This window comes from Pseudomonas sp. 7-41 (genome assembly GCF_021233075.1).
Classification (GTDB): domain Bacteria; phylum Pseudomonadota; class Gammaproteobacteria; order Pseudomonadales; family Pseudomonadaceae; genus Aquipseudomonas; species Aquipseudomonas veronii.
In genome coordinates this window covers 1,914,498-1,927,907 of record NZ_CP089551.1, presented here as the reverse complement: position 1 = coordinate 1,927,907, position 13,410 = coordinate 1,914,498, and the positions used below count along the sequence as shown (strand labels likewise).

13 protein-coding genes and 2 pseudogenes are annotated in these 13,410 nt (G+C 57.2%); 5 read left to right on the top strand and 10 right to left on the bottom strand.

From position 1 onward, the window contains the following. Positions 1–68: 68 nt before the first annotated feature. Positions 69–590, bottom strand: coding sequence for a nuclear transport factor 2 family protein (locus tag LQ249_RS08655; RefSeq protein WP_232566365.1), 522 nt, complete (start codon positions 588–590; stop codon positions 69–71). Positions 591–940: 350 nt separating this feature from the next. On the opposite strand from LQ249_RS08655, the gene LQ249_RS08650 reads away from it, so the two are divergent. Continuing rightward, positions 941–1,579: a TetR/AcrR family transcriptional regulator gene (locus LQ249_RS08650; RefSeq protein ID WP_232566364.1), complete on the top strand. Its 639-nt coding sequence runs from the start codon at positions 941–943 to the stop codon at positions 1,577–1,579. A gap of 36 nt (positions 1,580–1,615) precedes the next feature. Beyond that, complete coding sequence (locus LQ249_RS08645) at positions 1,616–1,771, top strand: cold-shock protein (protein ID WP_232566363.1); 156 nt, start codon at positions 1,616–1,618, stop codon at positions 1,769–1,771. 36 nt (positions 1,772–1,807) lie between these two features. On the opposite strand, the gene LQ249_RS31710 is transcribed toward LQ249_RS08645, so the two are convergent. From LQ249_RS31710 to LQ249_RS08625, 5 genes and pseudogenes are all read right to left on the bottom strand, one after another. Further along, positions 1,808–2,671, bottom strand: a complete 864-nt coding sequence (locus LQ249_RS31710; protein WP_370737569.1) for a methyl-accepting chemotaxis protein — start codon at positions 2,669–2,671, stop codon at positions 1,808–1,810. Continuing rightward, a pseudogene (locus LQ249_RS31705) lies at positions 2,666–3,433 on the bottom strand (MCP four helix bundle domain-containing protein); the annotation flags it as partial. The pseudogene LQ249_RS31705 and the gene LQ249_RS31710, both read right to left, overlap by 6 nt. 514 nt (positions 3,434–3,947) lie before the next feature. Next, the gene (locus LQ249_RS08635) at positions 3,948–4,973 is read right to left on the bottom strand and encodes a histone deacetylase family protein (RefSeq protein WP_232566362.1); all 1,026 of its coding nucleotides are present in this window, start codon (positions 4,971–4,973) and stop codon (positions 3,948–3,950) included. Positions 4,974–5,060: 87 nt separating this feature from the next. Further along, positions 5,061–6,290, bottom strand: coding sequence for a Zn-dependent hydrolase (locus tag LQ249_RS08630; protein WP_232566361.1), 1,230 nt, complete (start codon positions 6,288–6,290; stop codon positions 5,061–5,063). Between the two features lie 13 nt (positions 6,291–6,303). Beyond that, positions 6,304–7,623 carry an MFS transporter gene (locus LQ249_RS08625; protein WP_046384359.1) on the bottom strand — a complete coding sequence of 440 codons (1,320 nt, stop codon included), beginning with the start codon at positions 7,621–7,623 and terminating at the stop codon, positions 6,304–6,306. Positions 7,624–7,781: 158 nt separating this feature from the next. Here LQ249_RS08625 and LQ249_RS08620 point away from each other — a divergent pair, with 158 nt between their 5' ends. Continuing rightward, on the top strand, positions 7,782–8,720 hold the full coding sequence (locus tag LQ249_RS08620) for a LysR family transcriptional regulator (protein WP_057004979.1): 939 nt from the start codon (positions 7,782–7,784) through the stop codon (positions 8,718–8,720). A 370-nt stretch (positions 8,721–9,090) separates the two neighbouring features. On the opposite strand, the gene LQ249_RS31700 is transcribed toward LQ249_RS08620, so the two are convergent. After that, a complete protein-coding gene (locus LQ249_RS31700) occupies positions 9,091–9,432 on the bottom strand; it encodes a helix-turn-helix domain-containing protein (RefSeq protein ID WP_057004978.1) in 342 nt (113 codons plus the stop codon). A gap of 298 nt (positions 9,433–9,730) precedes the next feature. On the opposite strand from LQ249_RS31700, the pseudogene LQ249_RS08615 reads away from it, so the two are divergent. After that, positions 9,731–10,525: pseudogene (locus LQ249_RS08615) on the top strand (EAL domain-containing protein); the annotation flags it as partial. 125 nt (positions 10,526–10,650) lie between these two features. Here LQ249_RS08615 and LQ249_RS08610 read toward each other — a convergent pair. Next, entirely contained in the window at positions 10,651–10,833 is a 183-nt protein-coding gene (locus tag LQ249_RS08610) for a hypothetical protein (protein WP_177031583.1), read from the bottom strand. Between the two features lie 136 nt (positions 10,834–10,969). On the opposite strand from LQ249_RS08610, the gene LQ249_RS08605 reads away from it, so the two are divergent. Next, positions 10,970–11,830: a DUF6216 family protein gene (locus LQ249_RS08605; RefSeq protein WP_232566360.1), complete on the top strand. Its 861-nt coding sequence runs from the start codon at positions 10,970–10,972 to the stop codon at positions 11,828–11,830. A gap of 458 nt (positions 11,831–12,288) precedes the next feature. Here LQ249_RS08605 and LQ249_RS08600 read toward each other — a convergent pair whose 3' ends face one another. Together LQ249_RS08600 and LQ249_RS08595 are read right to left on the bottom strand one after the other, a co-directional pair. Beyond that, on the bottom strand, positions 12,289–12,660 hold the full coding sequence (locus LQ249_RS08600; protein WP_232566359.1) for a helix-turn-helix domain-containing protein: 372 nt from the start codon (positions 12,658–12,660) through the stop codon (positions 12,289–12,291). 3 nt (positions 12,661–12,663) lie between these two features. Further along, positions 12,664–12,966, bottom strand: coding sequence for a type II toxin-antitoxin system HigB family toxin (locus tag LQ249_RS08595; RefSeq protein ID WP_046384363.1), 303 nt, complete (start codon positions 12,964–12,966; stop codon positions 12,664–12,666). Positions 12,967–13,410: the final 444 nt, after the last annotated feature.

The window sequence follows — 13,410 nt, the reverse complement described above, 5'->3', positions numbered from 1 at the left end:
TCAGGGACGGGGTCCTGGCGGTAGAACGAGTGCAAGCATCGGCGAGGGCTCGTCCATAGACCCCATTTTCAATTTCCCATCGGGTTCTGGCCGGGCACCACTTTGCGGAAGGTGCTCCAATGCTCGGCGATCTTGCCGTTGTGGACCCGAAAGACGGTGAGGATATTCCACTCGTAGGTTGCGCCAGGCACAACTGGATCGGGTGCGAGTTCGCGCATCATGATGCAGCCGACCTCTCCGTCGAGAATGACACTCACCACAGGGGGCGGTGTCGAACCGGCTATGGGCACGAGCCGGAATTGCTCGATAAGCTTGTCGCGGCCATGGCCGAACGCGTTCGGGTCGTGCTGGATGTAGTCATCGGCAATGTACTTGGTCATCACCTCGACGACCCGTTCTTGCACCACATTGTCACGGACTATTCGGGAAAGGTCGGCCTCGAACTCAATGAGCAACCGCTTGATCGCTGTGCGCTCTGGCGACGGGTCGGCCGCGACAGCAGCCTTGTACTCGTCGTTATCAAGCCAGTTCATATAGATAGCGGGATCACTGATCTCGGCGATGGCGTTGACGATCTTGAATCCACTCACTTTCGTGGCCCTCCCTTCAGACCACTGGACACAAGCGGCACGCCAGGCATCGGTGACAAGTTACTGGACATCTTGAGCTCCTCTTATTTTTTTGATCAAGAACTTCGACTGAATATAGACTGTACCGTACAGTACAGCCTGTCAATTGCTTTTTTGCCGAAGGTAAGGAGATCGCGTTTCCGTGAAAGGAGCTTATGGGACTAAGCTTTTGATTCGCCCCTGCTTATAAGCTATAAGGCCGGTGACGGTCGGCGCCCTCTGTGAGCGCCTTCCCAATGCGACATTGATGTAGGACCTGAAGAATGCCTCACCCACGAATCCAGACTTCCAGATCAAAACGAGAGTTGATCATGGCCGCTGCCGTCGATCTTCTGTTGGCAAACGGGTACGAGCGAACGTCCATGGACGCCGTCGCAGCCAAGGCAGGCGTTTCAAAGACAACGGTGTATGCACACTTCTCGGATAAGCTGAAGTTATTCCACGCCGTCATGGCAGAGGCCGCTTCAGACTTCGCGATCGACCTGGGCTGCGTGGTCGAAAACCGATCGGTAGCCGATCCGCAAGAGCAGCTCATCATTGCGCTGATCGAGGTGGTCAAGGCTGCATCGGCCCCTCAGTTGACAGCTTATTTCCGTGTTCTCATTGCCGAGCTTGATAGACGCAGCGAGTTGCAGGCCATTTTTGAGCAGGTTCAGTCAGGAATGCCGGACGTGATCCGGATCTTGGCGTCTCTCATCGTCGAGGTGGCCACTACTCGCGGTTATCGTGTCGAAGACCCCGAACGATATGCCGCACTGCTGATCCGACTGACAGCACCGGGTACCCAGTTTGATACCCTGGTCTCGAATTTCCGCCCGTCGGACGAGCTGTTGGCGGCGCATGTCAGGCTCATCGTAAGCATCTTCTTCGATGGTATAGGACCGAAAGACAGCGACGGAAAAGTCGCAGCACTTCCTCCCGTCTATGTGTATCCCATTCGGACGATATAAACCCCGGACGATCGTTAACCGTGCGGCAAGCGCGTCTTGTCGCTACGCGGCGTGAAAAAAGCCAGCGCCGCCGCCCAGGGTGGTCAGGTGCTGCGCGAAGGGCAAACCGTCACCTACGAATTGGAACGGGGGCCGGGGGGCGAGTGGCAAGCGGTCAATATCAGGATCGTGGAAGAACCGACGCTGAATTAGCGCCATCCTGCGCGCCGCCACTCGCGGCGCACTTCACTACAGCTGAAAGCGTGCCACCGCCTCGTTCAGTGCGACCGCCAGTTGCGCCAGTTCCCGGCTCGCGCCGTTGATCTGCCCGGCGCCGGAAGACGATTGCGCCGACAAGTCGCGAATGTTGACGATGTTGCGATCGACTTCCTTGGCGACCTGGGCCTGCTCCTCGGCGGCGCTGGCGATGACCAGGTTGCGCTGGTGAATCTGGTCGATGGAATCGGTGATCTGGCTCAAGGCGCCGCCGGCGCCTTCCGCCAACGCCAGGGTGTCGGTGGCGCGTGCGGTGCTCGACTGCATCGAGGTCAGTGCGTGGTCGGAACCCGCGCGCATGGCGCTGACCATCTGGTCGATTTCCAGGGTCGATTGCTGGGTGCGGTGCGCCAGGGCGCGCACTTCGTCGGCCACGACCGCAAAACCGCGTCCGGACTCCCCGGCCCGCGCCGCTTCGATGGCGGCATTGAGGGCCAGCAGGTTGGTCTGCTCGGCGATGGAGCGAATCACGTCGAGTACCTTGCCGATATCCCGCGATTGCTCGGCGAGGTGTTGCACCAGGGTCGAGGTCTCGCCGATGTTGCTGCTCAGGGCTTGAATCGCGCTGACCGTTTCGCCCACGCGATGCTGGCCTTCGCGCGCCGTTTCATTGGACACCCGCGTGGACTCGGAGGTGGACACCGCGTTGCGCGCCACCTCGTCAGCTGCGGAAGTCATCTCATTGACGGCAGTGGCGGCCAGCTCGATTTCCGCGGTCTGCTTTTGCAGGCTGCGGCTGCTTTGATCGGTGATGCCGTTCAGGTCGGTAGCCGACGACGCCAACTGCCCGGCCGACTGGCGAATCAGCTGCAAGGTGCCGCGCAGGCTGGCTTGCATACTCTGCAGCGCCACGAGCAAGCGGGTCACTTCGTCGTCGCCGGTCACCGCCACCGTTTCGGTCAGGTCGCCACGGGCAACGTTTTCCGCGGCCCGCACCGCATGGCTCAGCGGGCCGACGATGCTGCGTGTCAGCAGCCAGGCCAGCGCCACGGTACTCAAGGCGGCCAGGAGCACAAAGCCGAAGACCATCGTGCGCGAACGGCCATACTGCGCCTCGGCCGCCAGCCCTTGTTGGTTGATCTGCGCGTTGTAATAGTCGGCCAATGCGTTGAGCTGGGCGCCGGAGCCATCGACCACGGTTTTCATATCCACCAACAGCAACTTATTGAGCTCAGCCCCCTGTTGCTGGTCGGCCAGCGCAAACGAGCGGGTCAGCCCTTGCTGGTACTGGCGCAGCGAGACCTGGAACTGCTCATACAACGCGCGCACTTCGGGGCTGTCGATCACGGCGTCGAGGTCGGCCAGCTTTTTGCTCAGGTCCTGGCTGCGCGTGTCCATCTGGCTGCGGTATTGCGGGATGCTTGCCGGGTTCGGGTCCAGCGCCATGCGCAAAGAGATGGTCCGAATGCGCAACATGATCTCGCGGATATCCGAGACCAGACGCATTTTAGGCACCAGCCCACGCTCGACCTGGACCGCACTTTCACGAATGCTGGCCATGTTCGAGAGCGCAAAAAAACCGAGTACGGCCACCAGCAAAGCAATCAGGGCAAAACCCAGGCCCGCGCGACGGGCGATGGACAGGCTACGTAAGGACATTTTTCGAGGCTCTTTTATTAGTGATCAGATGTCATACAAGAGCATTTCGGCAGCCAGGATCAGGACTTTAGAGACGTCATCCATTTCCCCGCGTGCGCCTGCGATCAGTCATGCAGGATTACAGGGAGATTTGCGTATGCGGAAAAATCCCTGCACGGGAAAGAACCTGATCTCTCCATCTGAAACGAAAAAGCCTGCAGAACGCTCGGTTCAGCAGGCTTTTCGCTGCGGGCATCGGTTAACTGCCCTCAAGCGCACCCGCACGGGGTTGACGCTCGAACCGCGACTTCACACGCCTTGTCGAGCCATCAACTACTGACAAGTCCCACCTTTGTGGTGCGACCCCGTGCCCCCGACCGGATGTGTCCCCTTCGGACACGCCGCGGCAAAAAACGGGCTACACGCCAACACCACCAAAACCCCGACCAATAACAGCTTCTTCATACCATCCTCCGTGATCGTCACGACATATGATGGCACAAAGATATCACACCTCCACAAAACCGATACTCGGTTACTTCGCCCAAGCCTGCGGGCCGCTGAAGAACGCCTGCGCATTGCTGTCCAACGTCTCCAGGTGATACCCGCCCTCCTGCACGATCACACAGGGCAACCCCAGGCCGCGGATGTGCTCACCCAAGCGCGCAAACCCGTCCCGCGTCACCGCGACTTTGCTTTGCGGGTCCAGTTCGTAGATATCGAAGCCCAGGGAGAGCACCAGCACATCCGCAGAAAAGTCCTTCAGCGCCTTGAGGGCCAGTTCGAGCTGTTCAAAGAACACCGCCTCGCTGGCACCGTGGGGCATCGGCAGGTTGAGGTTGAAACCTTCGCCGGCCGCGTTGCCGCGCTCGTCGGCAAAACCGGCGACAGCCGGGTAGAAGTTGGTCGGGTCGCCGTGGATCGACACGTAGAGCACGTCGTCGCGGTCGTAGAAAATCTCCTGAATGCCTTGGCCGTGATGCATATCGGTATCCAGCACCGCGACGCGCTGGAAGCCTTCGAGCAACACCTGCGCCGCCACCGCGGCATTGTTGATGTAGCAGAAGCCGCCCGCCGCATCGAAGCGCGCGTGATGACCGGGGGGGCGACACAGCGCGTAGGCGGCGGGCGCGCCATCGAGGACGGCCTTGGCGGCAGCGACGGCGCTTTGGGCCGACCAATAGGCCGAGCGCCAGGTCCGTTCGCCGACCGGGCAACTGCCATCCGCCAGGTAGCGTGCGGCTTGGGCGAGGATGCCGCGCAGGGCGTTGGGTTCACGCACGAAGATGTTGGACATGACTTCGTCGCCCCACTCTTCAGGGATTTCCTTCCAGCGCGGGTAAGCCTCCTGAAGGAAGGTCAGGTAGGGCGCACCGTGTACCGCCAGCAGCGGCTCAAGGCCGTGGTCCTCGGGTGACACAATCTCAAACCCCAGGGTTTGCGCGGCCCGCAGCAGGTTGCGGGCACGCTCGGGGACTTCCTGCGGCGTTCGCATCTGGCCACGGGAGTAGTAGCTGCGCGGATGATGCAGGAGTTGTTCGGGGTGGAAGAATGTTTGCATGGGAATCTCCTGAGTGAACACGCCGCCGGTGGGCGCTGGCTTGCCTGCGGCCCGGCAGGTCGTCTTCAGTCGTCCTGAATGAGGCGGTCAGTTGGCTTGGCCGGCACGTTTCAACACGGCGTTGAGTAAAACATCGGCGCCCTGGCGCACATCCTCGGGCAGTACGTCTTCGGCTTCGTTGTGGCTGAGGCCGCCGACGCAGGGGATGAAGATCATCGCCGTCGGGCAATAGCGTGCGAGGTGGATGGCATCGTGGCCGGCGCCGCTGACGATGGGCTGCTGGCTGTAACCCAAGGCGTCCACCGCCGCTTGCACGCAGGCCACGCATTCGGCATCGAACGGCGTCGCTGGGCTGATCCAGTGAGGGCTGATGGTGACGCTCAGGCCGCGCTTCTGCGCGATGGCCTGCAAGCGCGCCCTGACCTGCTGCTCCATCGCCTCAATGTCGGCGTCGCGGTGATGGCGCAGGTCGACGGTGAAGGTCAGCAAACCGGGAATGGTGTTGCGCGAAGACTTGGCAATGCTCAACTCGCCGACGGTGGTGAGGCCCTGGGGGGCGAAATCCATGGCGAGGCATTCCAGGGCCTGGATCATTTTCGCGGCGCCATACAGCGCGTCCTTGCGCAGCGGCATCGGTGTGGTGCCAGCATGCGCGGCCAGCCCTTCGACCCGCACATCGAGCCAGCGAATCGCCTGGCCGCCGCTGACCACGCCGATGCTCTTGGCGTGGTCCTCAAGGATCGGGCCTTGCTCGATATGGGCTTCGAAATACGCATCCACCGCCCCGCCCAGAGCACGCTTGCCGTGGCAGCCGAGCGTGCGCAAGGCGTCGGCCACGCTGATGCCGTCGGCATCGGTGGTGGCCAGGGCTTGGTCCAGCGCCAAGGTACCGGTGAACACGGCGGAGCCGAGCATGGCGGGGGTGAAACGGGCGCCCTCCTCGTTCGTCCATACCGCGATTTCCAGCGGCTTGCGGGTCTGGATGCCATGGTCGTCGAGGCTGCGCATCACCTCCAGGCCGGCCAGCACGCCGTAGACACCGTCGAAGCGGCCGCCTTCCGGCTGGGTGTCGAGGTGACTGCCGATCATCACCGGCGCGGCGTCCTTATCCGTACCGGCACGCCGGGCGAACAGGTTGCCGATGGCGTCCATGCTCAGGCTCAGCCCGGCGGCCTTGCACCAGTGGCTGAACAGCTCGCGACCGGCGTGGTCTTCAGCGCTCAACGCCAGGCGGCAACTGCCGCCGCGCGCGGTCGCACCGACTTCGGCCATGGCCATCAGGCTGGCCCATAAACGCTCACCCTTAATCTTCAACATTGCACCCGCTCCATTAAACACCAGGGGCCATTTCCAGGCGGTGGGCGGTGGCGTGGCGGCGCGACAAGGCCAATACGCTCACCAGCGAGACCGCCGCGATCAGGCTGTAAAACACTGCCATCGGCCACCATTGGCCTTGGTATTCGTGGGCCAGCCAGGTGCCGATCAACGGCGTCAGGCCACCGGCCAGCGCACCGCACACCTGATAGGCCAGGGAAATCGCGGTGTAGCGCACGCGGGTTTCAAACAGGCCGCTGACAAAGCCCGCGATCACCGCATAAAACGAAGCCATGCACACCACCGCCAGGGCGATGCCGAGGATGATCAACGGCGCCTCACCGCTGCTGACCAACACGAACATCGGGTAAGGCGACGCCATCGCCAGCACCGTCATCGCGCAGAGGAAACGCGTGGCGCCGACCTTCTCCGCGACCCAGGCCGCCAGGGGCTGTACGCAGAACTGGATGATGGCGACGACGAACAGGCACTCCAAAATCAACGAGCGCGGTAGGCCCAGTTGCTGAGTGCTGTAGGCAATCATAAAAGTGTTGGTGAAATACACGCCGGCGATGCCCAGGGTGTTGGCACCGATGCACAGCAGCAGCGGGCGCCAGGCGGTTTTCAGCACCTCGATCACCGGGGCCTGGTCCGGCTTGAGCGCCCGTGCCTTTTCGGCCAAGGCTTTGTCTTCGAGGAACTCAGGCGACTCGTTCACCCCCAGGCGAATCGCCAGGCCAACGATCAACAGCAAGGCGCTGGCCAGGAACGGCAGACGCCAGCCCCAACTGAGCAGGTCTTCTTCGGGCAAACGGGTCACCGCGCTGAACGCCAGCAGCGACAGAATCAAGCCCGCCGGGCTGCCCAACTGAGCAAAGGAGGCAAAGAAATTGCGGCGGCCCTTTGGCGCGTGCTCGCCGGCCATCAACACCGCCCCGCCCCACTCGCCACCCACGGCGATGCCCTGCACGATGCGCAATAGCACCAGCAGGACCGGCGCCGCGACGCCGATCTGCGCGTAGCTCGGCAACAACCCGATGCACACCGTGACCACGCCCATCATGACCAGAGTGATCACCAGCGACTTCTTGCGGCCGATGCGATCGCCGATATGCCCGAACACAATGCCGCCCAACGGCCGCGCGAAAAAGCCTACGGCAAAGGTGCCGAACGCGGCCATGGTGCTGAACAATTTATCTTCGGAAGGGAAAAACAGCTGACCGAACACCAACGCGGCGGCGGTGGCGTAGATATAAAAGTCGTACCACTCGATCATGGTGCCGATGAAAGCGGCGGCCGCAGCACGGCGAGGCTGGGGCGAAGCGGAAGGCTTCATGGGGCGGGCTCCTTTGGTTATTTTTTTGGCAGGAGAAAGGTCGAACGCATGCGCTCTGATGGCGCTTGTTGAGGGTGATTTATCGTCGCGGGGCTATGATTAGTCAATTTTCTATTTATTATTCCAATTATAAATACTGCTTATTATTGAGCCGCGCCATGCCCGAAACCCGTCGCGATATTCACCCGCTGCTCAACGACCGCCTGGACTGGAACCTGCTGCGCACCTTCCGCGTCATTGGCCAGGAACTGAGCATCAGCCGCGCCGCCGCACGCCTGCACCTGACTCAGCCGGCCATCAGCCAGGCCCTCAAACGCCTGGAAGAACAACTCGACTGCCAACTCATCGCCCGCCGTGGCCCGCGCTTCGTACTGACCGAGGCCGGCGAACAGATCTTCGCCATCGCTGGCGAGATGTACGGCCAGGTCTCGCAGATGAGCAACGCCCTGCAAAAACCCGGCGATGAAGTGATCGGCAAAGTGCGCCTGCTGATGATCAGCCGCATCAACTCCAACACCTTCGATGAGTTCCTGGCCGACTTTCACCGCGAACACCCGCGGGTCGACCTGGAGGTCGAGGTAATGCGCAGCTCCGACATCGTCGCCGCCCTGCTGGAAAAAACCGCCACCCTGGGCCTGAGCCTCAACCGCCGGCCACAGCCGCGCCTGGAACAACATCTGTTCCTGCACCAGCGCTATGGTTTTTTCTGCGGCAAACACCACCCACTGTTCGGCCGCAGCGGCTTGGCCGAAGGGGACTTGCAGTCGGAAAACTTCGTCAGTTTTACCAGCGACCAGATCGGCGGGATGCTCTCGCCGTTGACCATATTCCGCGATCAGCAGGGGTTCAGCGGGCGGATCGTGGCGTCGTCATCCAGCCTGGAAGAAGTGCGCCGCCTGGTCATCGCCGGGTTTGGCCTGGGCTGCCTGCCGATTCATGTGGTGGCGGAGGATGTGCAGAACGGACTGCTCTGGCGATTACCGCCGGACGAGGGGATTGCGGATGTGGATATCCATGTGTTGTGGCATCGGGAGCAGAAGATGAGTCGCGCAGAAACAGTGTTTATCGACAGTCTGCTGGCTCGTCTGGCGCGGTAGTCGAATGTATTCAGCGATTTATCAGACGGTTCTCTCAGGCGAACTCAATAGGGCCTTGGCTTGTTCATCCTGGACTTCGGCGAACTTTGTAGACTCTTTCCTCGTCAACTAAAGTTCAGCTCGTTGAAAACATTGTTTTTGCTTCGCCAATTAATGACACCTGTCACACCGGCCAGGCCAAACTTTAAAAAAGTTCATCAATACCAACGAACACATCTCTGATGCACTCATCTAGCAGCGGGAACAGAAATAACATTATACGTTCCTATACTTAATAAAGCTTAAACAACCACCTTCAAAAAATAATAAACCGCGCCTGACTCTACTCAGTGTTTTGCGCCACCTATTAGGTGAATTGAACCGAGCACTGCTATGGCTCTCGATTCTTCAGGATCCTTTTTGCGGCGCCAATAATTTCTTTCAGCGACGTTTCATCTGCTTGATAGGCAATGTCGCATAGGCAGTGGCGAAGGTTCGCGGCGGTTGGTTCAGCGTGATCCCGGCTCGTGAAAAAAGCATCCAGTCCCACGCCCAGGACGTCAGCGATTCGCTCCAACATCTCGATGCTAGGGGCGTATTCGCCCCTCTCGTAACGACTCACTGTCATCGACTCACACCCCAGTGCTTCGGCAAGGGCGGCCTGTGTCCATTTATTGTCTAGTCGTAAGTGCTTGATTCGCTTGCCTATACGTATAGTGGCACTTTGCTTCATCTGAAATATCACTTAAAATCAAATGCTTACACCTATTCACCTCCCCAGGAAGATCATAAAAAGGCTAGATTGCTATTATTTTCTAGCCAATTTCAGTATAGTCATTTTTTGACTATCTGAACGATGTTGAATTGCTAAGGAATTTTCCCATGGACGCCGAAAATTATGCCTGCCGGAAAATGCGATTGATTTTTGGTGCCTGCAGGTACCCGCGCTTGAGAAGCACCCAGCATTTATTTGTCGTTACAGGTCAAAAAACACCGCTCCTATTGCCTATGGTTGGGTAACTGGGGGGTAAACGTTCATGCTCACACCTTCCCACCTTCAACAACTGACACGACAAGGCATGATCGAACAGGCGTTACGCCAGGTCGATATCGAGCACGAATTCAGCCTGGTTTTTCAGCCGGTGATTGATTTGCGCAGCTGGCGCACCGTAGCGTTCGAGGCATTGGCACGCTGGAACAGCCCAGAGCTAGGTGACGTGCCTCCCGGCCAGTTCATTCCGATTGCCGAGCGGATCGGCCTGATAAATCGCCTGACCACTCACCTGCTCGGCAAGGCATTGCTGATTGCCTCTGACTGGCCCCGCCACATTTGCCTTTCTTTTAACTTGTCCGCGCACGACTGTGCTTCAGACGAAATCGCCGGACAAATAATCGAAATCATCAAGGCCAGCCATTTCGACGCCAGGCGACTGGACCTGGAAATAACCGAAACAGCGATCATGCAGGATGTCGTTAAAGTGCAACATACTATTGACAGGTTCTGTCGGCTAGGTTGCGGAGTGGCCCTTGACGATTTCGGCACTGGATACTCCAGCCTTAGCCAACTACTTTCGCTGGCGCTCACTAAAATAAAAATAGATCGAACCTTTATTACTGGCATTGACGAAAACCCCACCAGCTACAAAATTGTAAAGTCTCTAGTTGCTTTGAGCAGTGACATGCAACTGGAATGTATAGCCGAGGGCGTGGAAACTCGCGAGGAATTGGAATCCTTGATTAGCCTGGGTTGTTTTTTTGTCCAAGGTTATTACTTTTCGCAGCCCATGCATCATTCGCACATAGATAATTGGCTCAAAGACAATTGAATGGTTCGTGGCATGTCAAAAACTCAATGTCGAGCGCTGACTGAAGTGCAGACCTTCGCAAGGTTTCTCTAATATCCAACCCGGTACGAAGTGGCTAAATCTGGAAGCATCCTTGCATTTTCTGGTCAATGTAGCCCAGAGATCCAGGCAACGGATTCCTCAGGCACGGTGGCCTTGGTTTGCTCGGATGAACCGCCAGCCTTGCGCGCTTCGCTCATGGTCTCCTCGGCCTGTTTGCTGAAGGCGCCGGAGGCACACTCCAGCTCGGAGGAAACCTGTTTGAACTGGTCGCGAGTGGTGTCGGACATGGGTTATCCTCCCTGTAGGGTATAAACCTCTATCGCCGCAGACACAAAAAACTTAAGGACGAGTTAAAAATGCCTATTGCTTAATGGCTAAAAAGCCAATTAAACCTTCCATCAGAACTAAATCAAGGATGACTCTGTGTCACAGCAAAACTTCAACGACAACATCGTAAACTGGACATTTGAAAACTACGCAACACTGGCAAGCTTAGGTAGCGGTATCGCCATCTGCTTGTTAGCTTTGTACATTTATTCACGTTCAGGCTCACTGATATTCCTACGCGACTTAATGTGGCGCTTTTTCGGCGGCTCCACAAAATTTGAAACCGAAGACTACGAACAAGTACGAAAAAACCTCAGGGAAGTTGAATACTACCGATTCGAGTTCAACATACCCGCACAGAACTTGGCTGACACCAAACTCGCCGAAGAATGGATCAAGAAAAATGGCTTCTGCCATAGAGATGTTGCACGAGCAAGAAAATATATAGACTGGAAAAACTTTGACAGCCTAAAATTTAAAGAGGCCCTGTTTTCGAAAAAAGCTCAATGTGCGTTTTTTGCGCTACTCTTCTTTTTCTTCGTAATTATCAGCATTTCAGTACCACTTACGAACGCAAAATACCTGATGGTTTCATTGAAAGACGCTCCGGAAGCTCCGTCATTTTACCTATCCGAGGGCGATGCTAAATTCAGCTTTTTCAAATCCAACCCAACGCTAACAGAGAAAGAGTGCCAGTCACCGGATTCACTTAAAAAATTTATCAATCACGAGTTCTCAGAAAAAAACATCAACATCATCTGCTCGCTCTTTGGCGAGGACAAATACCGTGAGCATGTAAACAATGGGCTCAAGGGGCAACGAGGGCTTCTTCTGGCAATCGTCGCAATTTCGATTTTCTCCGTGTTCTGTATATTGGTGCGAATATCCAGATCAGATGTTGCAAAAAAACTCCACGAAAAAATTCATCCGCCCAAAAAACAAATTTTCAAAAAATAACCCATCCAGCTGAATAGCTTTGCGACTCTTACATTACACCGTTAGAGTCGCCTCGCTGGATTGATCACACCCCGAAGCCTTTTCTAGACTACGAGCAGGCTCATAGGACGTTTGGCGAAGACCTTCGCTGCGGCCTCTTCCGCTGACAGCGAAGCTCCGAAGATGCTGTCCCGCCGCATGGCGGAATCGACCGACACGGCTTTGCCATGCTGGAGGTGCTGAACCACTCTTGCCAGAAGGCCCTTTCAGCCAAGCCGATGGGCACGCCGAGCCACTGCTGCAAGGCGGCGCGCAGCCGTCCGGGTTTCCAGCGTTTCACGGCCAGACGCCCGCCATGATCGGGTTGTTGAAGAAGCCCTTGCGGCCACCGATGTCGGTCAGCCATGAACGGCAGGCAAAAAAAATCCGGCACTCTTATCAGAAGCCCGGATTTTTCAGCAAATCAAACTAGCTCAGTACTACAGAGCTTTTACCGGCTTAATCAAACTCTCCGCCGGAATCCCAAACATCTCATGCAGTTTCCAAATCATCGGCAGCGTAAGAGCTCGCTTCCCGTTCAGAACCTCATAAACCCGATTCTTGCGCCCGATGGCAGGCACAAGGTCTGTCGCTGACAAACCGGACTGCTCCATCCTGAAACGTATGGCATCCACCGGGTTGGGCAGGTCAACCGGGAAGTGTTTCGCTTCATAAGCTTCGATCAGCGTAATCATTACCTCTAGGTAATCCCCTTCAGGAGTCCCTGGCTCTGGCTCATTATCGAACAGCGGCGAGACAGCCTTCAGCGCTTCTTGGTAATCCTGTTCGGTACGAATGGGGCGAATGTTCATGGGTTACTCCATTTCAACAGTATCTGCGTCAACGGCGTCGTACTGCTTATGTGTGCCGACAAATTTGATATAGAGAGCGCTGTAGCGGTAGGCCACAGCGACCACTAGCCGGTAGTCATTGCCCTTGATGTTGAACACGACCCGGCGGCTCTTGAGAACGCTCGCATGGCGAAATTGGCCTTTGATGTCTGCGGGCGTCTGCCAGTTCGCTTTCTTGACCTCGTCAATCCAGGCAAGGAGGGATTGCTCTGAATCCGGATATTTCTGCCAAAAAGTCTTGAGCTGGCTGATCGCGATGATTCTCATAGAATGATCCTAGTCCCACGGTGGGACTCACACAAGTGCGTTTCATCTGTTTGCCGTGTCCTGATACTCCCCCACACTCAGAAACGCCAAACTGAAATCATAAAAAAATTTTGCAGTCAGACACCCGCCATGATCGGGTCGTTGGAGAAGCCGTCGCGGCCACAGAAGAGATGTACGTCGCCGTGGTGGGGATCAAAGGGTCCACGATCACTGCGGCGCCGGTGCGACCGCGACGAGAGCATTCAGCACAAAGTGGATGATCCCGGAGCCAGCCGAGTCGAGTATTTTGCCAGTGGTAGCTATAGAGCCTGGGTTTACTCTCGCTCATCGCCGGGGAAATTTGATGCGTGCGAAACGTTATCAATTAGAACTTTTAAAAGCCTTCACTAGACTCAATCAGCAACCCCTGATAACTTAACTTAAAATCAGACCCAACTTATAAAG

Excerpts from the sequence above, each read along its gene's own strand:
- LQ249_RS31710 (WP_370737569.1), bottom strand. The coding sequence starts at position 2,671 with ATGCAAGCCAGCCTGCGCGGCACCTTGCAGCTGATTCGCCAGTCGGCC.
- LQ249_RS08620 (WP_057004979.1), top strand. The coding sequence starts at position 7,782 with ATGCCCGAAACCCGTCGCGATATTCACCCGCTGCTCAACGACCGCCTG.
- LQ249_RS31700 (WP_057004978.1), bottom strand. The coding sequence starts at position 9,432 with ATGAAGCAAAGTGCCACTATACGTATAGGCAAGCGAATCAAGCACTTA.
- LQ249_RS08610 (WP_177031583.1), bottom strand. The coding sequence starts at position 10,833 with ATGTCCGACACCACTCGCGACCAGTTCAAACAGGTTTCCTCCGAGCTG.
- LQ249_RS08630 (WP_232566361.1), bottom strand. The coding sequence starts at position 6,290 with ATGTTGAAGATTAAGGGTGAGCGTTTATGGGCCAGCCTGATGGCCATG.
- LQ249_RS08650 (WP_232566364.1), top strand. The coding sequence starts at position 941 with ATGGCCGCTGCCGTCGATCTTCTGTTGGCAAACGGGTACGAGCGAACG.
- LQ249_RS08595 (WP_046384363.1), bottom strand. The coding sequence starts at position 12,966 with ATGAGAATCATCGCGATCAGCCAGCTCAAGACTTTTTGGCAGAAATAT.
- LQ249_RS08625 (WP_046384359.1), bottom strand. The coding sequence starts at position 7,623 with ATGAAGCCTTCCGCTTCGCCCCAGCCTCGCCGTGCTGCGGCCGCCGCT.
- LQ249_RS08600 (WP_232566359.1), bottom strand. The coding sequence starts at position 12,660 with ATGAACATTCGCCCCATTCGTACCGAACAGGATTACCAAGAAGCGCTG.
- LQ249_RS08635 (WP_232566362.1), bottom strand. The coding sequence starts at position 4,973 with ATGCAAACATTCTTCCACCCCGAACAACTCCTGCATCATCCGCGCAGC.